A 26,153-nucleotide genomic window follows, 5' to 3' on the forward strand; every position below is an offset into this window, starting at 1 on the left:
CACCTCATCCGGACCCCGCACCGGCAACACGGTCAACCACGAGACCGCCAACCGTATCCCGTTCACGCCACCACCCGGCCGCGCCGGACCCGAACGAAGCTGCCCGCCGCCGCATCTCGCTGGGCGAGGCGCGGCGGCACGGAGCTGGCTGTGCTAGGCACCGGCCGATTCGGCGGGGGCGTCGGCGGTGCTGACGCCCGCTTCGGCGAAGGTGGCCATTTCGGCGAGGGTGGCGACGGCCGCGCGGAGCAGCGGCAGGGCCGCGAGCGCGCCGGAGCCCTCGCCCAGGCGCATGCCCATGTCGACGAGCGGCTCGAGGTCGAGGCGCTGCAGGGCGATGGCGTGGGAGGGCTCGCTGGAGCGGTGGCCCGAGACCCACCAGGCGCGGGCGCCGGGGGCGAGCTGATCGGCGACCAGGGCGGCGGCGGTGACCACGACGCCGTCGAGGATGACCGGGGTGCGGCGGGCCGCGGCGCGGGCCAGGAAGCCCGCCATGGCGGCGAAGTCCGCGCCGGAAGCGGTGCGCAGCAAGGCAACCGGGTCCTTGACGACCGGGCGCGCCCGCCACATGGCGTCGCGGATGGCGGCGGTCTTGCGGATCCAACCGGCATCGTCGACACCGGTGCCGCGGCCCACGGCGATCACCGGTTCGGTGTCGGTGATGGACGCGATCAGCACGGTGGCGGGCGTGGTGTTGCCGATGCCCATGTCACCGGCGATGAGAAGGTCCGCGCCGGAATCGATTTCCTCGTCGGCGATGGCCGCCCCGGCCGCCAGCGCCGCCTGAACCTCGGCCTCGCTCATGGCGTCCTCGCGGTCGATGGACCCGCTGGACCGCCGCACCTTGTGCCGCGAGATCTCCGGCGCGGTATCCCCTTCCACCGCAATGTCTTCCACCCGCACACTGGCATCGGCCAACCGCGCCAGCACATTCACCGCAGCCCCACCATTGCGGAAATTGGCAACCATCTGCCCGGTCACCTCACTGGGATACGCCGACACCCCGTGCCGAGCCACCCCGTGATCCCCCGCGAACACCACAACCCGAGCCCGCTCGAACTGCTTGGGCGGACAAACCCCCTGACAAGCCGCCACCCAATTAGCCAGCTTCTCCAACCGCCCCAACGCCCCACCGGGCTTGGTCAACTGCAACTGCCGCTCCTCAGCAGCCGCCCGCACCCCAGCATCCGGCCCGGGCACCGGCCCGAACGAAATCCGCACCGGCTTGGTGAGCCGCGGTGACTCACTCACGGCCGACTCGGCTTCCAGCGCAGCGGCCGTCATCGCCCCGGCGGCGGTCATGCCCAGCCCGGCGGCGGCGTCCACTACGGCCGCCGAGGCCGGAACCGGCTGCACCGCAGCCTGATCCGTCGCGGCGTCGACCGGAGCGGCCGAAGTCGCCACCGCGGCCGCGGAACTCGTGGCCGCATCGGTAAGCGCGGCGGCCGAGGCGGCGGCGCGGTCGGGCTTGATCTGGAGGGCGTGCCCGGCGACGACGAGGAAGACCTCGTCGCAGACGTCGGCGAGGCGCTGGTTCAGGGTGCCGATCTCGTCACGGAAGAGGCGGCCGGACGCGGTGCCGGGGATGACGCCCAGTCCGACCTCGGGGCTGACGATTATCAGCCGCTCGCGGTAGTGGTCGACAGCCGTGACGAGGGTGTCCATCTCCGGGCTCAATGTCCCGCGCGGCGACTCCCACGCCCCGCGAGCATCGAGCCGCGCGGTCAGCCACGTACCGAGGTCATCGACCAGGGTGACGGGCGCTGCCTCACGCAGCGCAGCGACCAGATCCCCCTCCACGATCGTCCAGCTAGCGGGCCGCCGGGCCCGGTGCGCCGCAATGCGTTCGGCGAAGTCGGCGTCGGCGGGATCGGCCACCGCGGTCGCCACGTACCGCACCGCCTCCGACCCGGCCAGCTGTTCCGCGAAGGCCGACTTCCCGGACCGGGCGCCACCGAGCACCAGGGTCCGCAACGGCCGATCGGTTGTCTGAGCACTGTGCGACACGTCAGCACGGTATCAATTGCCCCATTACTCCGGCGGAGTCGGCACGGGCATTCCCGTCCCCAGCGAAGCGCCGCCTCAGGACGCGCGCACGCCGAAGCGGCGGCGGTATTCGACCGGGGCGATGCCGACGACGCGCTGGAAGTGGTGGCGTAGGAGTGCGCCGGAGCCGAAGCCGCAACGGTGGGCGAGGGATTCGAGGTCCAGGTCGGTGTCTTCGAGGAGTTGTTTGGCGAGCAGGACGCGCTGGCCGGTCAGCCATTTCACCGGTGTCGTGCCGGTCTCGGCGGCGAAGCGGCGCGCGAAGGTGCGGGTGGACATCGAGGTGCGCGCGGCCAGCGCCTCGACGGTGTGCGGCAGTTCGAGGTTCTCGCCCATCCAGTGCAAGGTCTCGCTGAGGCTGTCGGAGTCGCAGTCCACGACGGGCCGTTCGATGAACTGCCGCTGCCCGCCGTCGCGCTGCGGCGGCACCACCATGCGCCGCGCGATGGCATTGGCGACGCTGCTGCCGAGTTCGCGCCGCACCAGATGCAGCGCGGCGTCGATGCCCGCGGCCGTGCCGGCGCTGGTGATGAGGTTGCCCTCGTCCACGAACAGCACGTCCGGATCCACGGTGGCCTGCGGGAACTTCTCCGCCAGCAGGTCGACATATCGCCAGTGCGTGGTGCATTTGCGCCCGTCGAGCAGTCCGGCCGCACCGGCGAGGAACGCGCCCGAGCACACCGTCAACACCGTGGCCCCGCGCTCGGCGGCATCGCGCACCGCGTCGATCATGCGCTGGTCGAAGGGATTGTCGGCGTAGATCGGAAACGCCGGAATGGCAACCAGATCCGCGTCGCGCAGCTCCTCGAGCCCGTATTCGGGCGTCACGTGAATGCCCGGTGAGCTGGAGATGAGCGGTTTCCCGGGCTCGATCCCGCAGACCCGGAAGTCGAAGGCGGGCAGCCCGTCGGCGGTCCGGTCGAGACCGAAAACCTCACAGACGACGCCGAATTCGAACATGGCGAGGTGGTCGTTGAGGACCACGGCGACCTTCGAGAGCATGTTCCGATCCCATCTGGCCGAATATTTGCGAACTATGTCAGAACTGCCACTGTTGACGGTATGTTCTCTATAGAAAACTTACTGCCATGCAAGCACTGTCCGCAATCGTCGCAGCCGGAACCGTCATGACGGCGCTCGGCACCATGACCTTCGGCCTCATGGCCGGAGACACCACCGATCCCACCGATGAGGGCGAGGCCCACGCATGACCACCATCACCTCCGGGCACGGCCACTTCCAGACCGCGACCGGCACCTCCGAAGCAGTCACCATGTTCCGTCGATTCGTCGCCCTGCTCGCCGCGGCCGGCCGGGCGGTTCCGTTCCACCGTGAAAACAGCTGGGGATTCGCCGGATCCAGCGATGTCCTCGATCGCGACCGCGACCGCGTGGCACTCGAGATCCGCGCCATGTCCACCTACCGCGAACACGGCTGACGGGCGGCCCGAACCCGCAGTGGTTCGAATCCGCCCGTCAGGGCACAGCTTCCGGCCGTCTTGGACGGCCCGTGGTTCTAGACCGCGTCGCCCGCGTTCACCCGCGGCTTCGGCGCACGCATCCGGCGCACCTGCGAGGCGCGCACGAAGGCGTACCAGCCCAGCGAGAACGAGGAATCGGTGGTGTCCGGGAAGCGCTCCCGGACCCGCTTGTTCACGATGCGCCCGAGCACGATGCCCTCGATGATCATGAACAGCATCATCACCAGCATGGCCAGCGTCACGATCGCCTGCAGCGCGGGCGAGAGGATCATGCTGAGAATCAGCACCAGCGCCAGCGGCATGAACAGCCCGAGCAGATTGCGGCGCGCGTCCACGATGTCCCGGACATACCCCTTGACCTTGCCCTTGTCGCGCGGCAGCAGGTACTGCTCCTCACCGGCGAGCATGCGGGCGCGGCGATCCTGCGCGGCGGCGCGGCGCTCGGCCGAATCCGACTTGCGCTCCGCCTTGGTCCCGCGCAGCTCCTTGCGGCGCGCCCGAGCCTCCTTGGCGGTCTTCGGGGCGGGCGCGACCGGGCCGCGCTTGCGACCCTCGGCCTCGCGTCGCTTGGGGGTGGGACGACCCTTACCGAGGGTGACGGTCTTTTCCGCCACCGCGGCATCGGTTTCGACGCTGGAGCTGTCGGAGGTGGGAGTGGGCTCGCCACGGCGCAGGAACTTCACGCCGACCAGGCTATTCGATGGCACGTTTCCCGGAAAATCCCGGTCCGCCCGTTTGTTGTGTCGCACACCTCGCCGGCAATCTGTCAGCGACTGCGCAACCTGGCCGTTCCGGCGAATAAGTGCCGCGTAGGATGGGGAATAGTCGCCCGCCGACTGGTGTTGACAGGCATCGAGCCGTGCGCCTTCACGGGTTGAAAACAGGTCCCTTAGGAGAGTTCATGACTGTTGAGAACGAGACCACCACTCACGGTGCGACTCTGACCGAAGCCGCCGCCCTCAAGGCCAAGGCGCTGCTGGATCAGGAAGGCCGCGACGATCTGGCGCTGCGCATCGCCGTCCAGCCCGGTGGCTGCGCGGGCCTGCGCTACCAGCTCTTCTTCGACGACCGCACCCTCGACGGCGACCTGGTCGTGGAGTTCAACGGCGTCAAGCTCGCGGTCGACCGCATGAGCGCCCCCTACATCCAGGGCGCCTCGATCGACTTCGTCGACACCATCGAGAAGCAGGGTTTCACCATCGACAACCCCAACGCCACCGGCTCCTGCGCCTGCGGCGACAGCTTCAACTGAGCTAGCCCGCACAGCGCGGAACATCCGCTGACCGGATGTTCCGCGCTGCTGTGTGTCCGGACCCGACCCCGCGGAGAGTTTTCGGAACTGAACCGCCAAAAGCGCCCGCGAGTGGGGTTAATGCGTCTCGGACAGTGTTATTTTCTTAAATGCGAGCCCTTTTCGGTTCGCCTCCCCCATCCACCGGCCCCCGCGTTGGCGTCCCGCATGCAGGTGTGCGCAGCGCTCGTCACTGAAGGAATCTCGTGACCATCGCCGTGTCCGCGTCCATCGCGACCGACCACCTCATGCGTTTTCCGGGCAAGTTCTCCGATGTGCTGCTGGCCGACCAGCTCCACCACGTGTCGCTCAGCTTCCTCGTCGACGACCTCGTGATCCGCAAGGGCGGCGTCGCGGGCAACATCAGCTACGCGATGGGCCTGCTCGGCCAGACCCCCCTGCTCGTCGGCGCGGTCGGCCAGGACTGGGGCGACTACCGGAAGTGGTTGGAGGACAACGGCGTCGACTGCTCGGCCGTGCGCGTCTCCGCCGACCTGCACACCGCGCGCTTCGTCTGCACCACCGACGAGACCATGGCGCAGATCGCCTCCTTCTACCCCGGCGCCATGGCCGAGGCCCGCGACATCGACATCACCCAGCTCGGCCGCGAGCTGGAGCTGGTCCTGATCGGCGCCGATGACCCCGAAGCCATGCTCCGCCACACCGACCAGTGCCGCACCGCGGGCATCCCCTTCGCCGCCGACCCCTCCCAGCAGCTGGCCTTCATCGACGGCGAAACCGCGCTGCGCCTCATCGACGGCGCCGACTACCTGTTCTCCAACGAATACGAGTGGGGCATCCTCCTCCAGAAGACCGGCCTGTCCGAGGCGGAAATCGGTGAGCGCGTAGGCATCCGCGTCACCACCCTCGGCTCCAAGGGCGCCAAGATCGTCGACCGCGACGGCACCGAACTCCACGTCGACGTGGTCCCCGACATCGCCAAGGTCGACCCCACCGGCGTAGGCGACGCCTTCCGCGCCGGCTTCCTCACCGGCCAGTCCGCCGGCCTGTCGTTGGAGCGCTCCGCCCAGCTCGGCTCCCTGATCGCCGTCCTCGTCCTGGAAACCGTTGGCCCCCAAGACTGGACCCTCGACCACGACGTAGCCATGAAGCGTCTCCGCGACGCCTACGGCCCCGAGGTAGCCGCCGAAATCGAGCCCATCCTCACCAACCGCTGACCCTCAGCGAGCCCAACCCGAATCGGCCTGCCGCTCATTCGAGCGGCGGGCCGATTCGCTCTTACGGCCTGGCAATAACCACTGGCCAGGGAGCGTTTTCGGACATTTGATTCGGATGCGGATGCTTGGTTTCGTCGGGTGGGGTTCGGTTTTCGTTGCCGGTCGGGTGTAGGGAGATACATCGCGCGCAATACGCTGTGGGGCATGGCCTCCGACGACCGTTTGTACTTTCGCCAGCTGCTCTCCGGCCGTGACTGGGCCGTGGGCGATCCGATCGCGACGCAGATGCGTAACTTCGCCTACCTGATCGGGGATCGGGACAGTGGGGAATGCGTGGTCGTGGATCCGGCCTATGAGGCGGGGCAGTTGGTCGAGATCGCCGAGGGCGATGGGATGCGGTTGACCGGGGTGCTGGCTACGCATCACCATCCCGATCATGTGGGCGGGTCGATGATGGGGTTCACGCTGCGGGGCGTGAAAGAGCTGCTCGAGAAGACCGATGTGGCGGTGCACGTCAACAACGAGGAGTTGCCGTGGGTCGCGAATGTCACCGGGATCGCGCCCAGTGAGCTGACCGGGCATGCGCATGGGGACAAGGTGGCGGTCGGCGGGTTCGAGATCGAGCTGCTGCACACGCCGGGGCACACGCCGGGTAGTCAGTGCTTCCTGTTCGAGGATCGGCTGATCGCGGGCGACACGCTGTTCGTCGACGGCTGCGGCCGCACCGACTTCCCCGGCGGCGACTCCGACGCGATGTTCCGCAGCCTGCGCTACCTCTCGGACTTGAAGTCGAACCCGACCGTCTTCCCCGGCCACTGGTACTCGGAAGAGCCCAGCGCCAGCCTCTCCCACATCCGCGACCACAACTACGTCATGCGCCCCCAAACGCTGGAGCAGTGGCACATGTTCATGCCGAGCTGACAGCGGCCACTCCGTTGAGTGGCACACCAGCGAGGGGATTTGCCCGTTTCCCCCACCCTGGTGTGCCACTCAGCGATTCGGAGCGCGGCCGAGGCTACGGCGGCGACGTGGCAGCCCCGACAGCAAGACGCCCGCCCCGAATCCGTTCGGTGCGGGCGTTTTTGGTGCATTGGTCAGACCATTGTGCGGAGCCAGCCGTGGTTGTCGGCGAAGGTGCCGCGCTGGATGCCCGTGAGGGTGTCGCGCAGGGCCATGGTGACCTCGCCGGGTTCGCCATTGCCGATGGTGAATTCGCCCTCGGCGGAGCGGACCGAGCCGACCGGGATGACGACGGCCGCGGTGCCGCAGCCGAAAACCTCGGTGATCTCACCGGTTTCGACGCCCTTGCGCCATTCGGCGACCGAGATCTTGCGCTCCTCGACCTTGTAGCCGGAGTCGGCGGCCAGGGTGATGAGCGAGTCGCGGGTGATGCCCGGGAGCAGGGAGCCGGAGAGCTCCGGCGTCACCAGGCGGGCGTCGGAGCCGCTGCCGAAGACGAAGAACAGGTTGTTGGTGCCCATCTCCTCGACGTAGCGGTGCTCGCAGGCGTCGAGCCAGACCACCTGGTCGCAGCCCTTCTCGGCGGCCTGCTGCTGAGCCAGCAGCGAGGCGGCGTAGTTGCCCGCGACCTTGGCCTCGCCGGTACCGCCGGGCGCCGCGCGCACGTATTCGGTGGACAGCCACACCTTGACCGGCTTCAGCCCGCGCGGGAAGTACGCGCCGGCCGGACCGCCGAGCAGCAGGTACTTGTAGCTGGCGGCGGGCTTAACACCCAGGCCGACCTCGGTGGAGAACATGAACGGGCGCAGGTAGAGCGCGTCTTCACCGCCCGCCGCGGGCACCCAGTCGGCGTCGACCTCGAGCAGCTGGCGGATGGATTCGATGAACAGCTCGTCGGGCAGCTGCGCCATCGCCATGCGCGCCGCCGAGCGGCGGAAACGCGCGGCGTTCGCGTCCACGCGGAAGGTGGCGATGCTGCCGTCGGCCTGACGGTAGGCCTTCAGGCCCTCGAAGATGGCCTGACCGTAGTGGAACACCATGGTGGCCGGGTCCATGGCCAGCGGCCCGTAGGGTTCGACGCGGCCGTTGGTCCACTGCCCGTCCACGTAATCCAGCGACACCATGTGGTCGGTGAAGAAACGCCCGAATCCGGGCTCCGCGAGAATCTCCTGCCGCCGCTGCGCCGATAGCGGCGCGGGATGCGGGACACGGGTGAACTGCGCGGCAAGTGTCATGACCTGGAGTCTAATTCGCCGCCCTCGACACGCCGGTGCGGGATACCCTTCTCGCCCGGCGAGTGCTGCTCGGTAACCGGCCGCGGTCTACGGGCCTGGATAGGGTGGACGGCGTGTACCCGGAGTATCCGACGTCCAAGCCGCCCCGTTCCTCCCGGCCGCTGGTGATCGCGCTGATCGCGGTGAGCGTGCTCGGACTGGTCGCCATTCTGGTGGTCGCGGCGCTGGCACCGGCGCACACGGTGACCGGAACCGCGCTTCCCGCAGACCAATACGGGTTCCAGGACACAGCGACCCGGACCAAGCCGCTCCCGACGACCACAACCTCCGCGCCGAAGCCGGCCATCGCGGCGGTGACGCCGGGCTGGCAGAGCGCGTACTCGATCTCCCGCAACGCCGTGTACGACGTCCCGCAGGACTGGACGGTCCCGACCCCCACGACCGTCGTCGGCTTCGAGAGCGGCAGTAACCGCGTGGTCATGAGCGGCGCGGCCGAACTCCAGCCCAAGGCCTGCGACGGCCACCATTCCCGAGCCATCGCGGGCGTGACGGGTTCGAAGCTCGGCGATCTCTCCGTCGCGGCCACCGACGTCGCCAAGAACTGGGCGACGGTCGTCGCGATGAACGACGACCGCCCCAACTACACCTACACGGTCAGCGGCGCCGAAACCCTCACCGTCCAAGGCAAACCCGCCGCCCACGTCACCGCAACCCTCACCAACCCCGGCGACGCCGACTGCTCCCACCCGGCTTCAGGTGTCGTCCACGCCCTCGCGATAGCGGGCAACAAGGGCCAGTCCGTCGTCATGGTCATCTACGCCGACCAGGCCGTCGACGGCGCGGCCACCGACGACACCCTCCGCCAGATCCTCACCACCCTCCGCCCCGCGGGCCTCAAACTCGACGACTGCAAGCAGGACAACGACGTCGTCGGCACCTGGTGCGGCTGAGTCTGCCCGACGACGAACGCCGCCGACGGGGTCGCCCCGTCGGCGGCGTTCAGGTTCATAGCGGATTCCGGTCAGGCCCGGCTTCCCGTTAGGCCATCTAATTCCGGTTAGGCCGTGCGGGTTTCGACGAAGGGCGGGCGGATGACCTCGCAGCGGAGGCGACGGCCGCGCACGTCGACCTCGACCTGGTCGCCGGGCTCGATGCCCGCGGCGGTGTCGAGGAGCGCCAGGGCGATGCCGACCTTGAGGCTGGGCGAGAAAGTGCCGGAGGTGGTTTCGCCGACCCGGTCGTCACCGCGCATCACGGTCTGGCCCTGACGCAGGACGCCCTTGTCGATCGCCTTGAGCCCCAGCAGGATACGGCGCGGACCGGCGGCCTTCTCGGCTTCGAGGGCTGACTTGCCCCAGAACTCAGGCTTCTTCCAGCCGACGGCCCATCCGGTGCGCGCCTGCAGCGGCGAAATGTCCAGGGACAGTTCGTGTCCGTGCAGCGGGTAGCCCATCTCGGTGCGGAGGGTGTCGCGCGCGCCAAGCCCGGCGGGCTGGCCATCGGCCGCCTGCACCTCGGCGACCAGCGCGCGGAACACAGCCTCGGCATCCTCCCAGCGAGGCAGTAATTCGTAGCCGTGCTCACCGGTGTATCCGGTGCGGCACACGCGAACCGGCCGCCCGTCCCACTCGGCATCCTCGTAAGCCATGTATTCCATGTCGGTCGGCAGGCCGAGCTTGGCCAGCACCTCCGCCGACCGCGGCCCCTGCACAGCGAAGACCGCGTAGCCGCGGTGCTCGTCGGTGATGGTGATGCCCTCGGGCGCGACCTTCTGCAGCTCCGCCACCACGGTCGCGGTGTTCGCGGCATTCGGCACGAGGAAGATCTCGTCATCGCTGACGTAGTAGGCGATGAGGTCATCGATCACGCCACCCTCCGGCGTGCAGCACAGCGTGTACTGCGCCTTGCCGGGGCGAATCCGGTTCAGATCATTGGTGAGCGCCGAGTTCACAAAGGCGGCCGCCCCCGGCCCCTTGACGGTCGCCTTCCCTAGGTGGCTGACGTCGAACAGCCCCACAGTGGTGCGCACCGCCGTGTGCTCACCGACGGTCCCCGCATACGAAACCGGCATCTCCCACCCCCCGAACGGTGCGAAGCTGGCTCCCAGCTCGACATGAACAGCGTGGATAGGTCCCTGCAGCAGTTTCTCGTCGGTCACCCGAAGCAGCTTATCGGTCCGCCGCCATTCGGTTGACTCCGGAACCGGATCCGCTCCCGCGATCCGCGTGAGCGGCTCCGCGCGCTTCACCATGACTCCGGTAGCGTCTGCTCAAAGTTTGCGGCACTCGCGGGGAGAAGTGATCCGTTGTCTGAACCACCATCGACAAGCGAACCTCTCTGGGTCGCCGCGACCTGGAGCGTGGCAGCACTGCTGGTACTTCAAGCGCTGCTCTTCGTCACGAGCGTCGCTGTCATCGACCTCGATCGCCCCGATTTTCCCCTGCGCGCATTTCTGATCACCACTGCGGTCAGCGCGGTGACCGCGGCTTTGCTGTATCCCCGGTCCAGCGGTCTCCGGCACGCGGTCGCGAAGGCCGCACTGGTGACCACCGGAGCATGGTGCGCCGCAACGGTTTTCGACATGTTGCTCTACAGCGAGGCGGGAATCGTATGGTGACTCCACCCGTCGACGACACCGAGCGCCGCGGCGGCTGGTTCGGCGAGATGTCGTTCCTCTTCGCGGGCGTCGGCGGATTCGTCAACGTGACAACGTTGTTCACGATGGCCTTCGGATACTTCCTGCTGTTGCTCTGGTACCTAGCGGAGCTCGTGCTGATCGCCATTCTGTGGGCCATCGGCGGCCGAGCCCGTCAGGCCGGTACGGGATTGGCCGTCACCTTCGTCAGCGTTCTGGCGATTGCGCTCGCTCTGATGGCAGCAACGTGGTTCAGGGACCATCTGCTCCGATAGCACGGTCGATCCTCTTACCGAGCAGGCCGGGACCTCGCAATATGTTCAGAGGCTGTGAGCCTGGGCGGTCGCCTCGATTGGGCCGAGACAAGCGAGGAATCCGGCTTCGTCCATCACCTCGATTCGCTGCCCGCGTGCCCGCAGCTCGACCACGCGGCGGGCCTTCGATGTTGTGAATTTGGCGGGATCGGCGCCCTGGAAGCCGTCGCCGATGACCAGGCCGGTGGTTCGCCGGGTGACGTTCCGGGCCGGGGTCGCGCCGTGGGCGGCTATCGCGTTCCAGGCATCCTGGCGTTTCATGGCCGTGAGATCGCCTGTGAACACGATGATTTCGCCGTGCAGCGGGTGCGTGGGGTCGGTGCCGGTCACGGTGGGGATGATCAATTCCTCGTGTCCGAACCAGGATCGGCGCGGCCGCTCCCTTGGCTCGGGCTGGGCGCGAGCCATTCCGGATGCGGCGCGGACCGGTTCCGTCCGCAGTGGCCGATCGACCACCAGGCGTTCGAGTGCCGCCAGTGAATCGACACCGGACCGTTCGGCCAGGGCGATCACGATGTCGGCGGCCGCCGCGGCATCGGCGGCCGCGTCGTGGTGGTTGGTGAAGTCGATTCCTAGGGCGGCCGCGACGTGCGGCAGACGGTAGCTGTCGAGATTCAGGTGGCGGCGGGCCAGGGACAGGCTGCAACTGAAATCCCATGCGGGTGCTTGGATTCCGCTGCGGGCGCAGGCTTCCCGGATCGCGCCGCTGTCGAACCCGGCGTTGTGGGCGATGAGCGGCAAATCGCCGACCGTCGCGACCACCTCCGGAAAGCGTTCGGCGAAGCAGGGTTGGTCGGCGACCATCGCTGCCGAGATCCCGTGCACGCGAATGTTGTGCCAGTTGAAGAAGTCCAGCCCCGCAGGCGGGCGGCACAGCCACGATGCAGTCTCCTCGCGCCTCCCGTCGCGCACGACGGTGACGCCGACCGCGCAGATACTGCCCCTGGCGGAATTGGCGGTCTCGACATCGATTGCGGCGAACGACAGTCCCGCCATGCTCACCGCACCGCAAGCGGCAACGGCCGCGCGACGGGACCACCGAGCTCGACCAGGAAGCCTCGAGCCAGCCGCAGGGATTCGAAGGCCGCCCAGGCATCGGCCAGATCCGCGAGCCCCCGGGCGAGGGTGAGCACCGGGCGGATGTGATCGTCGACCACATCGACCTGCGAATCGGTCAGCGACACCTCGGTCGGCGACACAACCACCGGCCACCGTGGGCGAATGAACTTCCCACCGGCGGCATCCTGCTCATCGAACTTCCGATCCGCGGATTCGACCGCGCCACGCACTGTTTCGACCGTGGCCTCGAGTTCGACGACCCCCTTCGCCTCGACCAGGACCTCATCGGTCGACGCACCTTCGACCTCATCGGTTCGCGAGACCTGGACCTCGCCCGAGGACGAGACCTGGACGCCGTCGGTCGGCACGACAGGGAATCGCCCTGTGAGACTCTCAATCTCCATGCCTCGCGACCGCTCCAGTACCCAAGCGCCCGATAGCCGCGACTCCCCCAGCGCCACCCCCACATTCACGTGCCAGATAACCAGCCGATCCCCGGCCGAGCCGAGCACCGCAACGGAATGAAGACCGGACGAGGCAGCCATAACGCTCCACAGTCGAGGCGAACAGATACCCGGCCACGTTAGAGCATCCCACCGACAAACTCCCCGCGAACCCCACCCCAATTCCCAACGCGCCCAAACAATTCCAACCGCCGGGTTTGCCCGATCCTTCACCACGCTCTTTGATCCACCCCACCGCCTGCCGGATCCACCCCACCGCGCGCCGGACCAACGATCTTGCTCGCGCCCGTGGAATAGTTCGCAAAGACAGCGACCGCCCACCCGGAGGATCCATGTCCAACTCGGAATCGACGGCCCCGGTCGCCGCGCCGCTACATCGGCGCGGCCCAGCCCTGCTGCTCCTCGCGATCCCCGGCATCCTCTTCTGCCTCGCTCCGTTCGTCGCGAACCGCATCGAACCGCGCATCCTCGGCATCCCATTCCTGATCGCGTACCTCATCGCTGCGACGGTTCTGACCGGACCATTGATCTGGCTCGCGGCTCATTTCGATCCCGCATATCGTTCCGGCGCTGTGGAATTCGTCCCCGCCGATGATTCCCCTGGCGGAGCATCCGTGGATCTCCCCGAGGACCTTCGATGACGGGCCGTGCGACGGTCGCCGTCAGCCTCTTCGCGATCGCCATGGTTGCTACCGTCGCGATCGGCATACTCTCGGCACGTGGCCGGGCCCGATCCATGTCCGAGTGGTCGATCACCGAACGCGGACTGGGCACGCTGTTCGTCTTGGTGTTGATGGCGGGCGAGAGCTACACGAGCTTCTCGTTTCTCGGCGCGGCCGGTTGGTCCTACCGCTACGGCGTTCCGATCTTCTATCTGATCGCGTACCTCAGCACCGGATTGGCCGTCGCTTATCTGGTGGCGCCCGCGCTCTGGACCTATTGCGCGCGACACCATCTGGTGTCGATCGCGGATATCGCCGAACACCGTTTCCGCTCAAGGCCTTTGGGCATAGCCGTCGCCCTGATCTGCACGATCTTCCTGGTTCCCTATGTGCAGCTGCAGATCCAGGGCATGGGCGTGGTCGTCAACGCCATGTCCTATGGCGCCATCAACCTGAAAACCGCCGCGGTCATCTCATTCCTCGTCGCCGAGACCTTCATCCTGACCTCCGGCCTCCGCGGCTCAGCCTGGGTAAGCGTCCTCAAGGACAGCCTCGCCGTCCTCTCGATAGCCATCCTCGCCATCTACCTCCCCTGGCACTACTTCCACGGCCCCGCCGAACTCCTGAACCGCCTCGTCACCGAAAAGCCGCAATGGCTGACCTTCCCCGGCGCAGGCGGCGGCACCTTCGGCGCCTCCTGGTTCATCTCCACGATCATCCTGAACGCCATCACCATCTGTGTCTTCCCCACCACAGTCGCCGGCTACCTCTCCGCCAAATCCCCAAACGCCCTCCGCCGCAACTCAATCCTCCTCCCCTGGTACCAGGTCCTCCTCCTGGTCCCCATCCTCATCGGCGCCGCCGCCCTCTTCGCCGCCCCAACCCTCCACAACCCTGACCTAGCCCTCTTTACCCTCGTAACCGACTCCCTCCCGCCCCCGGTCGTAGCCCTGATCGGAATCGCAGGAGCCCTGTCAGCGATCGTCCCCATGAGCGTCTTCCTGGTTGCCATCGGCACACTCTGTGGCCGAACCATCCTCGGCGGCGGCCTCCGCGGGGGCGGCGCCTCCGATTCCCGCCAACGCCAAGCCTCCCAGCTCATCGGCCTCCTCGTCGGCGCAATCGCCCTAGCCGGAGCCCTCCTCTACCCCAAACTCCTGGTCAACCTCTCCGTCCTCTCCTACGAGGGCATTGCCCAACTGGTTCCGGCGGTCCTCCTCGGCCTGTACTGGCGACGTCTGACCGCGCTCGGCGTGGGTGCCGGGCTCCTGACCGGCGGAGCGGCGGTCCTCCTTCTCCACGCCACCGGCAACGACCCGCTTTTCGGAGTCAATGGCGGCATCTTCGCGCTGGCGGCAAACCTGATCGTCGCAGGCGCAATCTCCACGGCACGTCCCAGTGCCGACCATTCGCCCACAGCGATCATTTCTTCAATAGAGCAGGTGTAAGCACCACCCAAGCCCTCTCTCAAGCCCTCCTATCTGACAAGATGCAGATCTCGGGCAATTCCTGAACCCAACTAGGCTCATGACCAGAAGGTTGCTGGAGACCCAAAGGGGAGGGTGAACACATGTTCCAGGCCGATATCGACCAACTGAAGACACTCGCCACCACAGTGACCTCTGTCGGCGATGAGATCGACAACCTGGACGTGCGCACCACCGCCGACACGATCGGCGACGCACTTCCCGGGATTCCCATCGGCGCGGCATGCTCGCAGGCTGGCGGATACACAGAAGGCGCATGGCTGCGCATCGCGGAACGCATGCGCAAGCTGGCCAGCATCGTGAACCAGTGCGCTGACGACATCAAGGTCACCGACACCGAGTTCAAGAACCGGCTCGAGCAGATGCACTTCTTCCATACCGGAGAGGGCGTCTGATGCCGAGCCGAAAGGAAGTCGAGGGCTGGAAGCCCGAGAAGCTCAGTCAATGGGCTGGCGAGCTCGACGCCAAGACCACCAGTTACGAGGACCAGCTGGATCGCAGCCTGACCCAGTTCCAGGGGACCGACTGGCAGGGCAAGGCCTATCTCGCCGCCTACGACCGATTCGCCGAAGAACGCGCCGAGGGCCGCAAACTCTCCCAGGAAATCCGTGACATCTCCGCCGCGCTGCGCACGGCGGACAGCCGGCTCTCGGACGAACGCCGCATCCTGCTCGGACGGGTGTCCGACGCCGAGCACGACGGCGAATGTCCTGTCGGGCTCACCGTCGATGACGGCTGGAAGGTGCACGCCAATCCATACACCGCCAGCGACTACACCGATCAGGACAAGAAGAAGATCAAGGAGCGGATCGACCATCATCAAGGCCTGATCGACACCGCGAAGTCGGCCTTGATGACAGCGGTCGGCGAGGTGATCGCGGGAATCACCAACGCCGCGAACGAAGTCCAGATCCGCGGTGATCAACTCGGCAAGGGAATCGATACACCGGCGTTGACCTCGGTCGACCCGGCCGAGCTCGGACGCAAGGACGGGGCAGACGTCGCCGATGGGAAGCTCGCCGACGACAAGATCGTGCAGCTCGCGGATCGACTAGCCGGAATGGGCCTTCCCTCTGACCAATTGGAGGTCCTGGCCAAGGGCGGGCAGATCACCGTCCCGCAGTCGACGATGGACTGCCTATCGGGCTTCTACGACAAAGCCGGTCGCGACGGCCTATGGAAGCTCTCGGAATCGTTGCAGGCCAACGGATCCCCGCAAGCCCTGCAACTGCGGCAGGAGCTCGTCAACAACATGATGACCCTGTCCAACGAGAACGTCGTCACGCGTGGCCCCGACGGACAGGTGGCCGACCGCGGCGGCTGGAACAAGCTCAACTCCGAAGTCCGCGAAATGATCGGCACCCGACCGAATTTCGCCGGCGCACCGAACTCCAACACACGTGACCTCCCCGACGACTACCGCGCGGTCCTTTTCGGTAAAGGCCCCATCGACGACCGCCACGCCCTGTTCGACTACACCGAGGACATGGCCAAGTTCGGCCGCTTCCTCAATAGCGGCGACCCGAGCTACATCCCAGGCCAACGCATGGGTGTCGAGCTGGAACGCCAAGCCGCACACCAGGCGTGGATCGCCGACCACGGCGGCTACGCGCCGTACGGTGACGTCAATCTGGAAGAGTCGGACTGGGTCAGGAACGCCAACCGCAGCGCCCAGGACTTTCTGAGTGTCGGAGCCCGCAATCACGAAGCCTCCTACGCCATGATCACCGGCCACGGCAGCGACGAACTGTTCGGCAAAGGCGTTCCGGGCCAGAGCTTCTCACAGTACGACCCCCAAATGGCGACAACGCTGCTCCAGCACAAATGGGCTGACGGCGGCACGGCCGCCGGCCAGATGATCGACTGGATCGGTTCCGATTCCCACGATGTCGGCCCTGACGGCAAGCCCACCCTGCAAGCACTGCACGCGCGTGAATCGCTCACACGACTACCCGGGATTCTCGCACCGCTGGAAGACCCTGCCCATCACGGCGACCAACCACCAGTGAACCGTAGCGGCGGCGGTCTCGACCCGGAGAAGTTCGGAAAGACTGCCCAGAGTTTCACCGCGAACCCCGAACTATCCCGTGCTCTGGCGAATGTAATGGGCTCGAATATCGACGCTTACGTCGACGCGACGAACATCCCGAAGACTGCCTACCTGCCTGAGGTCGGCGAAGCCCAACTCCAGGTGACCGACGCCAACCGTCTGCTGTTCCTGGCGAGCCAATCAGATCAGGGCCGGTTGACGTTGGAAGTCGCCAGGCAAAGCTACGAATCCCACATCCTGAATGAGGCTTTCGCTCAGCACGACATGCCTCCCGGCGAATACGCAAAGTCCTCGCTGCAACAACTGGCAAGCCTGGACGGCCGGTTCACCAATGCCGAACAAAATGCGCTGACTTACCAGGACACCAACAACATTCACGAATACAACAGCAAGATGCAGGAGATATACGAAAAGAAGAAGGCCGCTGCCGAGATCGTGGCCAAGCTGGGACAGAGCTCACTGGAGTTCACCCCAGGTGGCGACGTCAGCTCGAAGGTCTCCGACGTGCTGGCCGATAAGGTCACGGAAAGCTTGATCAGCAAGTTCGTCCCCGAGCCCCAGAAGATGGAAGTCCAATATCCGGATGCCACGGAGATCAACGATGCGGGTATCCGGCATTTTCGGCACGAACTGCTCGATGCCAGCCACGACTCAGGACGACTACCTCCTGCGTTGGTCGATCCCGATACAGGACGCCCCCTCGACGTTGGCCAATCGTTGACCCAACCCCAGCGCGATGCTGTGCAGGCGTATCTCGACTCAGAGGGATTCGCGCAATTCCTGACCGATTACAACCAGACCCATGGGATCGAGGTCCTCCAGGGCATTGGCCGAAGCGGTACCAGCCTGTCCGTCATCCTGTACGGCAAGGAGAAGTGAGCTTGAAGAAGACCGTTACGACACTGGCGTGCGCAGCTCTGGCCTTGCTTTCCGTCGCATCATGTTCGAGCACAACATCTTCCGACGATCGGTCCGAGAGGACGACAACAGCCGCCTCCGCGTTTCCGTATCCCCCTCTCATGTTCCGACACGACAATGCGGTCCCTTTGACGGGTAAGGAATCGGCTGCGGCGGACCTTGCTCTCGAAACGAAGGTCCTGAAGTCCGAGATGCAGGTACATCCGGACGACTCCCTGATTTCCCAGATCGACTCCAGGGTCAGTCACGATCAAAGATGGACATCGGACGGTATTCGACCTCGCCAAGAAACCGGCCAGGTAATCTACCGAACCGTCGCAGTCAGCGATCAACCCGACAATCGGTGGGTCGTCACCTACTGCATGTACAACACCCCTGGTGCGTATTCCGCGGCCAGCGACGGCGATCTGGAATTGAGCGATCCCAACCTGCACTACGTGCCTTACCGCTCGATAGTCGCCCTCACCGATGAACCATCCGCAACCGGCGAGAAATCTCAAACCCCCCGCCTCCTGGTAGTCGGCAACGCCGACGCAGATTTCGTCCAACACCCCGACCAGTCCGATGATCTCGCACGCCAGACTTGCGAGCCCTTCATGCCCAACCCCTTCATCCAGCAACCCCCTGCGCCTCTACCCGCAGGCAAGTAAACCCTCCACGCGACCGAATGAACAGCACTCCGGATCGCGAACGGCGCCGCTCAGGCTGTCTCCAGCGTCCTCGCGATACTGGACGCCGAAAATCGAACCAACGAAATTCTGCTCTGGCGCAACAGATTTCTCGATATCGCCGACCTGCTCGCAAGCCCCGACCTAACCGATACGCTGGTGGTCTCTATTGCTCGCCGGCATCCATAGCCGCAAGTCGAGTTCGTCGCGCCGTCACCCCTGGACGCGTTCAACGCAGTGTGGGAGTTACAGTTGTTGACCGGCCGCGACGTGCCCGGGACGCCGGTCGCCCGGGTGATCAGCTGGATGGGCGGCCACAACCAGAACGCTGTAGATCTGAATATCATCCGGTGTCCGATCCTTGGTGGCGAGAGATCTGTTCTTCGGTGAGCGGGGTGGAGCAGCCGTTGATCATGATGGCGGTGTAGCGATCCACAGCGGAACTTCATGCCAGTCGTCACCACCCGCTACCAGGATTCACGATGAAATCTGCTGTCGCCCTGATTGTTTCAGGACCATCCGTTACGTCACCTCGGTCGCGGGCGAACACGCCTACAGCTGCCATGTTCCCTCAGCCGTCGTATCGCCGCCAGTCGACGGTGTGAGCTCCCTGGGTCGACCAGTTTGACGAGTCTTTAACCGTCAACATGCCGGTGCCGTCGGGGGTGCCGTGTCTGGCGAGGACGGAGAAGTTGCGGTGGCGCGACCAGGTGGAGTAGTCGCCCACGATCACCAGTCGCCGTCGGGCCCTGGTTATGGCGACGTTCAACAGGTTCGGGGTCTGTGCGGCCCAGTCGCGGGATCCGGACTGATTGACCGCGGTGCCCGGCACGAGGATGACGATGTCGGCTTCCTTGCCCTGCGTGGTGTGCACGGTTCCGAGCAGGGCGGGCACACGGGGATTCAGCAGGGTGCGCAGTCCGGCGACGACGTCTCGGAAGGGGCTGACGATGAAGACGGCTCGCGCGACCCGCCGCTTCAATTCGTCGGCCTTGTCTCGGTCGGTCCGCGCCCACGGCGGCGGCTCGTCGTCTGGTGTCAGGGCGGAGAGCTCTTCCTCCATACGCTTTTTGACCCGGTCACGGATCAAGTTGAGAGTGGCCAGCACATACTGGCCGTCTGTGGGATTCCATTTGTTGCCGGAATCCGGTGCGGGAACATCCAGCCAGGTGTGGGCCGCCAGCAACTCCTCACCCTGGGGTGCCGCCGTGCCGTACACCATCAGATTGTCATAGGCGATCTCGTTGCTGACTTCGAACATGAGTCGGTCGCAGCGGCGATGCACCCGAAGCGGCGCACCAACCCAGAGTTGGCCGCGCCCTTCGAGATCGGGCAGCCAGGTCCCGAACCTGTTGAGCCGGTCGGCGGTCGACTGGACCGACGAGCCCTGCGGCGTCCACTGCGCATCGACGCCGAACTGACCGCATAGCCGACGCTGGCCCGACCACGGCAGCACGATGACCGGTTCCAGCTGTCGAGGGTCCCCGACGATCACGGCCCGCTGGGTCCGCCACAGCGCGCCGACTGCCTCGTGGGGTGCGGCCTGACCGGCCTCGTCGATGAACAGCCAGCCCAATGATTCCCGGCCGAGTTGCCCCAACATCCGTCCCAGGGACGCGAAGGTCGTGGAGATCACCGGCACCACGAAGAACAACAGCTGCCAGGCGGCGAGCACGGCCTCGTCGATCAGATCGGGGGCACGGCCGCGCACGATGTCCATGACGCCGAACAGGCTCTCCCGCACCAGCATCGGCTCGGAGGTCAGCACCGCGAAGTGCAGGTCGAGTGCGGCCACGAAGACCTCGGAGCGGGCGGTCGCGAACTCCTCGTCCATCCAAGGCGCGGAGCGCTCGCGGATCTCCATGGCTGCTCGATCATCGACGGCAGCTTCCCATTCCGGGCCGGGAACGGAGTCGGGCCACTTGCGCCGCGCCCCGGCGAGCAGGCGCTGTTCCCGCTCGAGTGCGCGACGACGCTCTTCGATGCCCTGGTCGGCGCGCTCCACAGCGGTACGTGCCGCGGCGATTTCGCGTCGGCACTCGGCGAGCCGCTCAGCGCACTCGGATTCCGCCTGGGCGGCATCGTCCGCCGCGCGCTGACACCGACCGACCTCGGCTACCCACGCCGCGCGGGCCCGTTCGGCGGCAACGAGGTCGGCGTCCGCGCATTCGCACTGCAGCAGAAACGGCAACCGTTCGCTCTCCCAGACCGCACCGGAACCCCACGACAGCAGACGTTTGAGGAGACCGGGACGGCCCCGATCATGTTCACGCAGAGCGGTTTCCGCGTCCTCCACCCGGCCCGCCGCCTGATCGACCACAAGGTCAGCACGACCGAGTTCGATGCGCGCCGCGCCCAGCGTCTGCACGGCTCCTGCCCGCACCGCGCGGGCCCGCTCCAGTTCCGCGGTAATCGAATCACTGTGTCGGCGAACACGTTTGAGATACTCCTCGGCGTCGAGCGCCTGCCCGCGCAGCCGGTTGAGTTCGGCGTCGGGTCCCGCGCTGCGCTCGAGGATGTCGGCGACCAACTGGCGCACGGCGGCGAGTTGACGCACCCGCGCCTTCGCCTCGTCGAATCGGGCGACCGCCTGCTCCCAGGTGAGCGCGCCCTCGATTTCCCGGCCCGCCGCGAGCGCGTCGCCGAATGATTTCAGCAGGTGCATGAGACCCCCGGAGTCGGGGTTGTTCGAGCCCCACCAGAACCTTTCGACGAAATCGCCCCGAAATTTGAGCCGCCCCAGCCGCGCGGCGATTGCCGCCCACGCGGGCGCGCCGGTGAGCTGGGTGGCCAGCTCGGCGAGGTATTTCGCGTCGGGGAAGGTTTCCCGGTCGATCGAGCCCAGGTCGGGGACTTCCAGGGTGATGTTCTCGACCGCGCCGTTGTTGGACGAGGCCACCACCATTTCGTACCCGCACAGCTCGGCGATGAGCGGACGGACGGTACGGGGATGCGATACTCCCCCAGTCTCGGCGGTACGCCAGACGTACGCCTCCGCGGTGAACACCTGCGCCGGCTCGTCGAGCCGGGCGAGCACCTCGGCGCGTTCGACGACGATCGCCGCGATCAGATCCCGCAGCAGGGTGGTTTTACCGGTGCCGGGCGGGCCGTTGACCGCGAACATCCCGCGCGACTGCGGATCTCGCAGCTGGTTGAGGATGGTGTTGACCGCGAATTGCTGGCTCAACGCCAGGGGCCGGGTGGGCTCAGCCGGCCAGCGCCCAGCCGGCATGGCGTGGGGTGCGAGGGACCGCAGCACTGTGTGCGGGGCAGTCCGCACATCCGTGCGTCCGGCGGTGACGCTCGCGCTGTCACGCAGGTACTCCGTCAGGGCGGCTCCGACGTCGTCCGCTTCAGCCGCGTCGGCGATCCGCGCGAGGTCGTCGACATGGAAGCTGTTGAGGATGTCCCCGCCACCGGATTCGTCGGCGAGGCGCGAGTTGACCTGGAAGCTCTCGATGCGAATAGCGTTGGGCAACAGCACCTCCGCGATGCCGAGAGTTTCCGCCACCCATCGGGTGAGCGCCACCAGGTCGTCCAGGTCGAGCACTTTGACGCCGAGTAGCGGTGGCTCTTCGTCCGCGTCGTCGCCCCCCTCATCCTCGTCTGTTTCGTCCTGCTCGTCGACCAGCAGATCGGTGACGGCGTCCTCGGCGCGGTCGGCGAGCTGCTCCCCCACCGTGGAGAACACCTGCGCGGCAACCGAACCCGCGAGATCCCCGACCGGCCCGGTGAGCGCCGCCACCGCCGACTGCACCGCCACCCGGGCCGTGACGCCGGCGATGGCTCCCAGCGCCGACCGCGCGCCGTCCGTCGACGCCGTGGTGATCGGCAGCAGACCGTCACCGATGCCGAAGGCGACAGCGAGGATCTCGTCCTGGGCGGCGTCGAAACCCTCCAGCCACTGCTCGTGATTAGGTCCCGGCTCCAGGGTGCGCCCGAGCGCCCACGCACACGACGACAGCGTCACCGAGTCCCGGATCAGGAATCCGGCCTGGTTCACCCGGAAGCTGAGAACGGCACTGTGGCCGCTGGTGCGAGTGTCGGTGTCGGTGTCGATGTCGTCGTCGGGTGCGCGCAGCAGCGCGCCGAGCACCTCACGGACTTTGGTCAGTTCGAACACTCCGGCATACACGGTGTGCTGCCATGCACAGTTTGCAGCCAATGCTTTGTGTGGCTCGTACCCGGGTTGCCATGGCAGCAGACGGCCACGCGTGGCCGCGAACATGCCCTTGCTCGGTTCGACGGGATCGACCTTGGGGGGACTGAAGTATTCGACGGCCCGCCAATACCGCAGGACACCAGCCCGCCGGTTCCGCTCCGCCTTGGCGCTACGCCGCCCACCCATGCACCTGCCCCCAACCACCTGTCACCCGAACACGTCACCCGGCACGCGGTTCTACCGATCCGACGGTACGTGATCTTCGGGTGCCGTCACAGTGGTTCGCCGGGAATCGCTCTGCCGCCCCGCGCGATTCGCCGCGTCGAAGGATCGCGCGGTCGCGGCGACCGATTCACCGACCGATTGAGGCGCTCGGTCGCGGCTCGGATGACGCGTCCGCTGTCGGTGCGACGCGCGGCTGCCGATCACGAGCTTTGGTACGCGTGGTCAAACTTCACCCTCACGGCCAACACCGGGCATGTGCGCGAAGTCGATCTGCTGGTGATCGCCCCAACGGAATCGCTGGAGTGCATCACCCCGGAGGTCCTCATCATCGGAACCGAGTACCACCAGCCCAACCTCTTCGTCTTCGAGGAGATCAACTGGTACCTGACCCGTCAGTTCGGCTACGGCAAAGGTCCGAAGTAGACCAACCCGGCTGCGAAAAGTACAACAGCAACACCCATAACTGCGTTTCCGGTGCGAAAAGTATAATAAGAGCATCGCTCACAGATGAGTGCGGTGGACTCCGGCAGCATCGTCAGCTGGCTACGGCAGGGCCGAACCCGGGCGTGCCGGTCGGCAACCTGGATAGCATCACGGCATGGTCGATGGTGAGCACGAGGAGAACTTCGAGCCGAGTCGAGGAATGAGCTACAACAAGGACGAAGTGGACGCCTTCGTCGACTTGGTGGAACAAGAGATGTCGCGGGTGATCGAGGAGAACTCCGATCTGAAGACAGTCGTCGCCGACCAAGCAGCGGTGATCGCCCAACTCCGCGATCAACTGGGCAAAGCGTAACCGCCACTGGGGAAGCCACGGCAGAGGGTCTAGATGAGTCAGGCTGGCGGTGACGCGCGGCAGAAGGCCGCGACCGCCCACCCGGGACAATGACCGAGATATTCGCAGGAAATGACGCCTGCGCAATTGCGCCGGTTTGAGGCCGGTGTTGTCATTCGGTCCAAGCAGTCGACGCCGATGCTCTTGCTATTGCTCGGTGGAGTTGCCGAATACGGCATTTCGGCATGGATCGCATGGAAACGCGGCTTCGGCGATGTGCTACTGCCGTCGTAGAAAGACAGTTCAGTGGAGCGACCGTGGCGCTGGTCCTCGCCATCGTCGCCGCGGTGATGTTCTTCTTCCTTGCCGTCATCTACACGCGATGGACCGTCGCGCTGTATCCGGACGAGATCCGCCGGGAATGAGCGCCCCGACCATGGGCATCCACAAGGAGATCGCCATCCGTTGGGACGACATCGCAGCGATTTCCCCGGAGACCACCCGAACCTCCGCGGTTGGCCATCCGCTGATCGCGATCCACCTACGGCTCCCTCATCCCGGCATCCAGCACCTGCACCTGCCCCTGCAATGGGATACCCCCGACTGGATCGCTATCCCAGCCTATTTGCTTGCCGCCGAACCGAATACGCTTCAGGCGATCCTACGATTCCTAAAGGAACACCCGGACCAGCGCAGCCTCCTAGACCGCCCCGACTCGCCGACCTGGTTCACACCGCCCAGTCAGACCGTATAGCAAGCTCGCTGACCTCGAACCTGATCTGGTCGAGGCCTGCCGAACAGTGCCTACGGCTTGCCAGCCGAGAGTTTCCGGCTCTCCCGAACGGCAACGCGACCGTTGGCCTGATACTCAACCCGTTCGAAGGTGTCAAACCCCAACTCGCTCAGTGCCTTCAGCGCCGTGTGCGAGTTGTAGTTGTTGACCGAATCCGCAGATCCTGGGATGCCGGTAGCCAAGGTAATCAGCTGAATCGGAGGCCACAGCGCGTCGTTAACCAGCACCGCGTAGGTCTGAATCTTCTCGGGCGTTCGACCGCGGGTCGCGAGGAAAACCTGGTCCTCGGTGAGCCGCACCGAGTTGCCATTGATCGTGATATTGGTGGAGCGGGCCATGACGGGCAATCCTGCCAGAGGACGGCACCGGCCGCCATCGTAGGCAGTGAAATCCTTTGCCCAGCAGCATGATCGGAGCGGGAAGCGACCCACTCAGAATCCAGCACTTGACTGAGGGCATCGGATGGGACGACCGAACCAGCGGCTACGGCTGGTCGAAGCTACCGGCTTTCACTGCGCTCGTGAAGCAGTCCCACGCTGCTCCGTTGAAGCACAGGATCGGACTGGACTCCCCCAGCTTCGAGTCCCGTACGGCCACCTGCCCGGCACGTAGATGCGCAGCCTCAACACACGCCTCGCCGCCCTGACTTCTGCTGCTCTTGAACCACCGCGCTCCGATCAGATCACTCACGCCTCATACTCCTTCGCAGCCACCCTCAGCAGATGCTTACTATCCGCCTCGCTCAACGCTACTCGGCCGATCTTGCGATAGGCGTCTTGGTAACGGGAGACATCGGTTTCGCTGTCGAAGTACAACCGTGTCCCGTACGACTCGACATAGATCGTGGTGGGCTCCACCGGCTCAGCAGTCGCGGGATCAATCGGGAACTCCAGCATCACAAAGGGTCCGACGTGGCCACCCACCGGAAACCCAGCGTTGAATGGGATTACCCTCACCCGGACGTTCGGAGGCGTGTCCGCCAGGCGGCGAAGCTGTGCCGCCATGATTCTGCGCGAGCCCGCGACCCTCCTCAGCACAGCCTCGTCCAGGAGTAGATCGACCTCGATCGGTGACAGTCGGCGAGTGATCGCAGCTTGTCGCTGCATCCGCACCTGGCCCCGTTGTTCCAGTTCCGCGCCACTGTCCGAACTGAAGAAAACCCGGTCCAGTGCCCGTGCGTAATCCGCAGTCTGGATGATGCCCGGAACCGTATCGGGCTGGTACATGGTGATTCGCTCCGCCGCAGCCTCTAGAGACATGTACGTCTCGAAGTTAGCCGGGATCAGGTCCTCGTACCTGGTCCACCAGTACGAATCATCCGGTGGGCGAGTCTTCCGATCTGCCTGCAGCGCCAGAGCCTTCATCTGCAACGTCTGCTCCTCCGCCACACCGTACAACCTGCACAATGCCTCGATATCAAGCTGCCGAATCCGCGGATTCTCCCCCTTCTCCAACCGCTGCAACGTCCCCGCACCCCGCTCGATCAACCTCGCCGCATCGGCCAGCGAAAGCCCCACCGCCTGCCGCAACTCCCGCAGCTGCCTCCCCAACTGCCGCCGCGGAATCGTCGTCGGATTCTTGCGCATCAGCATCGCTCCAAAATCTTTGGATGGCACGCACGCCCGATCATGGGTGACTGCTTGCTGAACTACGGATTCATTGTGCGCGCCCGATGGAATCCGGACTGGCCAAACGGACGAATTCCTTTGGCTCATCCAAATTTCACCACGCACCCGAACTCTGCAGCCTCT

General features: G+C 65.9%; 26 protein-coding genes and 1 pseudogene. 16 read left to right on the forward strand and 11 right to left on the reverse strand.

From position 1 onward, the window contains the following. Positions 1-153: 153 nt before the first annotated feature. Together cobT and ACAM49_RS07440 are read right to left on the reverse strand one after the other, a co-directional pair. Positions 154-2,007: a nicotinate-nucleotide--dimethylbenzimidazole phosphoribosyltransferase gene (gene cobT, locus ACAM49_RS07435; RefSeq protein WP_369634703.1), complete on the reverse strand. Its 1,854-nt coding sequence runs from the start codon at positions 2,005-2,007 to the stop codon at positions 154-156. Positions 2,008-2,082: 75 nt separating this feature from the next. Beyond that, a complete protein-coding gene (locus tag ACAM49_RS07440) occupies positions 2,083-3,048 on the reverse strand; it encodes a helix-turn-helix domain-containing protein (protein WP_369634704.1) in 966 nt (321 codons plus the stop codon). A gap of 86 nt (positions 3,049-3,134) precedes the next feature. On the opposite strand from ACAM49_RS07440, the gene ACAM49_RS07445 reads away from it, so the two are divergent. Next, on the forward strand, positions 3,135-3,257 hold the full coding sequence (locus ACAM49_RS07445) for a hypothetical protein (RefSeq protein ID WP_369634705.1): 123 nt from the start codon (positions 3,135-3,137) through the stop codon (positions 3,255-3,257). After that, the gene (locus tag ACAM49_RS07450; RefSeq protein ID WP_369634706.1) at positions 3,254-3,484 is read left to right on the forward strand and encodes a hypothetical protein; all 231 of its coding nucleotides are present in this window, start codon (positions 3,254-3,256) and stop codon (positions 3,482-3,484) included. The genes ACAM49_RS07445 and ACAM49_RS07450 overlap by 4 nt, the downstream gene beginning before the upstream one ends. 77 nt (positions 3,485-3,561) lie before the next feature. Here the strand turns inward: ACAM49_RS07450 and ACAM49_RS07455 are convergent, their stop codons facing one another. Further along, positions 3,562-4,209 carry a DUF3043 domain-containing protein gene (locus ACAM49_RS07455; RefSeq protein ID WP_369634707.1) on the reverse strand — a complete coding sequence of 216 codons (648 nt, stop codon included), beginning with the start codon at positions 4,207-4,209 and terminating at the stop codon, positions 3,562-3,564. 218 nt (positions 4,210-4,427) lie between these two features. On the opposite strand from ACAM49_RS07455, the gene ACAM49_RS07460 reads away from it, so the two are divergent. From ACAM49_RS07460 to ACAM49_RS07470, 3 genes are all read left to right on the forward strand, one after another. Further along, on the forward strand, positions 4,428-4,778 hold the full coding sequence (locus tag ACAM49_RS07460) for an iron-sulfur cluster assembly accessory protein (protein ID WP_040815950.1): 351 nt from the start codon (positions 4,428-4,430) through the stop codon (positions 4,776-4,778). Positions 4,779-5,023: 245 nt separating this feature from the next. Further along, positions 5,024-5,995, forward strand: coding sequence for a carbohydrate kinase family protein (locus ACAM49_RS07465; protein WP_369634708.1), 972 nt, complete (start codon positions 5,024-5,026; stop codon positions 5,993-5,995). 204 nt (positions 5,996-6,199) lie between these two features. Further along, entirely contained in the window at positions 6,200-6,916 is a 717-nt protein-coding gene (locus ACAM49_RS07470) for an MBL fold metallo-hydrolase (RefSeq protein WP_369634709.1), read from the forward strand. 173 nt (positions 6,917-7,089) lie between these two features. Here the strand turns inward: ACAM49_RS07470 and ACAM49_RS07475 are convergent, their stop codons facing one another. Beyond that, complete coding sequence (locus ACAM49_RS07475) at positions 7,090-8,190, reverse strand: branched-chain amino acid aminotransferase (RefSeq protein WP_369634710.1); 1,101 nt, start codon at positions 8,188-8,190, stop codon at positions 7,090-7,092. 113 nt (positions 8,191-8,303) lie between these two features. Between ACAM49_RS07475 and ACAM49_RS07480 the strand changes: the two genes are divergently transcribed. Further along, complete coding sequence (locus ACAM49_RS07480; RefSeq protein ID WP_369634711.1) at positions 8,304-9,140, forward strand: hypothetical protein; 837 nt, start codon at positions 8,304-8,306, stop codon at positions 9,138-9,140. A gap of 107 nt (positions 9,141-9,247) precedes the next feature. Here ACAM49_RS07480 and gcvT read toward each other — a convergent pair whose 3' ends face one another. Next, the gene (gene gcvT / locus ACAM49_RS07485) at positions 9,248-10,348 is read right to left on the reverse strand and encodes a glycine cleavage system aminomethyltransferase GcvT (RefSeq protein WP_369634712.1); all 1,101 of its coding nucleotides are present in this window, start codon (positions 10,346-10,348) and stop codon (positions 9,248-9,250) included. A 201-nt stretch (positions 10,349-10,549) separates the two neighbouring features. Here gcvT and ACAM49_RS07490 point away from each other — a divergent pair, with 201 nt between their 5' ends. Together ACAM49_RS07490 and ACAM49_RS07495 are read left to right on the forward strand one after the other, a co-directional pair. Then, positions 10,550-10,807, forward strand: a complete 258-nt coding sequence (locus ACAM49_RS07490) for a hypothetical protein (RefSeq protein ID WP_369634713.1) — start codon at positions 10,550-10,552, stop codon at positions 10,805-10,807. After that, on the forward strand, positions 10,801-11,100 hold the full coding sequence (locus ACAM49_RS07495) for a hypothetical protein (RefSeq protein WP_369634714.1): 300 nt from the start codon (positions 10,801-10,803) through the stop codon (positions 11,098-11,100). Before ACAM49_RS07490 ends, ACAM49_RS07495 begins: the two co-directional genes overlap by 7 nt. A gap of 45 nt (positions 11,101-11,145) precedes the next feature. Here ACAM49_RS07495 and ACAM49_RS07500 read toward each other — a convergent pair whose 3' ends face one another. Then, a complete protein-coding gene (locus ACAM49_RS07500; RefSeq protein ID WP_369634715.1) occupies positions 11,146-12,135 on the reverse strand; it encodes an exonuclease domain-containing protein in 990 nt (329 codons plus the stop codon). A gap of 2 nt (positions 12,136-12,137) precedes the next feature. Beyond that, entirely contained in the window at positions 12,138-12,566 is a 429-nt protein-coding gene (locus ACAM49_RS07505) for a hypothetical protein (protein ID WP_369634716.1), read from the reverse strand. A gap of 428 nt (positions 12,567-12,994) precedes the next feature. Between ACAM49_RS07505 and ACAM49_RS07510 the strand changes: the two genes are divergently transcribed. The 5 genes from ACAM49_RS07510 to ACAM49_RS07530 all read left to right on the forward strand — a co-directional run bounded on the left by ACAM49_RS07510 (position 12,995) and on the right by ACAM49_RS07530 (position 18,429). Next, positions 12,995-13,303: a DUF3311 domain-containing protein gene (locus ACAM49_RS07510; RefSeq protein ID WP_369634717.1), complete on the forward strand. Its 309-nt coding sequence runs from the start codon at positions 12,995-12,997 to the stop codon at positions 13,301-13,303. Beyond that, on the forward strand, positions 13,300-14,772 hold the full coding sequence (locus ACAM49_RS07515; protein ID WP_040815968.1) for a sodium:solute symporter: 1,473 nt from the start codon (positions 13,300-13,302) through the stop codon (positions 14,770-14,772). The genes ACAM49_RS07510 and ACAM49_RS07515 overlap by 4 nt, the downstream gene beginning before the upstream one ends. A gap of 122 nt (positions 14,773-14,894) precedes the next feature. Next, a complete protein-coding gene (locus ACAM49_RS07520) occupies positions 14,895-15,206 on the forward strand; it encodes a hypothetical protein (RefSeq protein ID WP_051180049.1) in 312 nt (103 codons plus the stop codon). After that, complete coding sequence (locus ACAM49_RS07525; RefSeq protein ID WP_369634718.1) at positions 15,206-17,740, forward strand: hypothetical protein; 2,535 nt, start codon at positions 15,206-15,208, stop codon at positions 17,738-17,740. Before ACAM49_RS07520 ends, ACAM49_RS07525 begins: the two co-directional genes overlap by 1 nt. A 2-nt stretch (positions 17,741-17,742) precedes the next feature. Continuing rightward, positions 17,743-18,429: a hypothetical protein gene (locus tag ACAM49_RS07530; RefSeq protein ID WP_369634719.1), complete on the forward strand. Its 687-nt coding sequence runs from the start codon at positions 17,743-17,745 to the stop codon at positions 18,427-18,429. 589 nt (positions 18,430-19,018) lie between these two features. Here the strand turns inward: ACAM49_RS07530 and ACAM49_RS07535 are convergent. Continuing rightward, complete coding sequence (locus tag ACAM49_RS07535; RefSeq protein WP_369634720.1) at positions 19,019-22,570, reverse strand: AAA domain-containing protein; 3,552 nt, start codon at positions 22,568-22,570, stop codon at positions 19,019-19,021. Between the two features lie 426 nt (positions 22,571-22,996). On the opposite strand from ACAM49_RS07535, the gene ACAM49_RS07540 reads away from it, so the two are divergent. The 3 genes and pseudogenes from ACAM49_RS07540 (at position 22,997) to ACAM49_RS07550 (ending at position 24,363) form a co-directional block, all read left to right on the forward strand. Then, on the forward strand, positions 22,997-23,257 hold the full coding sequence (locus ACAM49_RS07540; protein ID WP_369634721.1) for a hypothetical protein: 261 nt from the start codon (positions 22,997-22,999) through the stop codon (positions 23,255-23,257). Between the two features lie 226 nt (positions 23,258-23,483). Beyond that, a pseudogene (locus ACAM49_RS07545) lies at positions 23,484-23,600 on the forward strand (DivIVA domain-containing protein); the annotation flags it as partial. 430 nt (positions 23,601-24,030) lie between these two features. Continuing rightward, positions 24,031-24,363 (forward strand): hypothetical protein, encoded by a 333-nt coding sequence (locus ACAM49_RS07550; RefSeq protein WP_369634722.1) that lies wholly within the window; start codon positions 24,031-24,033, stop codon positions 24,361-24,363. A 50-nt stretch (positions 24,364-24,413) separates the two neighbouring features. Here ACAM49_RS07550 and ACAM49_RS07555 read toward each other — a convergent pair whose 3' ends face one another. The 3 genes from ACAM49_RS07555 to ACAM49_RS07565 form a co-directional block, all read right to left on the reverse strand. After that, complete coding sequence (locus tag ACAM49_RS07555; protein ID WP_369634723.1) at positions 24,414-24,740, reverse strand: hypothetical protein; 327 nt, start codon at positions 24,738-24,740, stop codon at positions 24,414-24,416. A 145-nt stretch (positions 24,741-24,885) separates the two neighbouring features. After that, positions 24,886-25,092, reverse strand: coding sequence for a DUF397 domain-containing protein (locus ACAM49_RS07560; RefSeq protein WP_369634724.1), 207 nt, complete (start codon positions 25,090-25,092; stop codon positions 24,886-24,888). Further along, complete coding sequence (locus tag ACAM49_RS07565) at positions 25,089-25,994, reverse strand: helix-turn-helix domain-containing protein (protein WP_369634725.1); 906 nt, start codon at positions 25,992-25,994, stop codon at positions 25,089-25,091. Before ACAM49_RS07565 ends, ACAM49_RS07560 begins: the two co-directional genes overlap by 4 nt. Between the last annotated feature and the right edge of the window lie 159 nt (positions 25,995-26,153).

Source organism: Nocardia sp. JMUB6875 (assembly GCF_041154655.1).
Taxonomy (GTDB): Bacteria; Actinomycetota; Actinomycetes; order Mycobacteriales; family Mycobacteriaceae; genus Nocardia.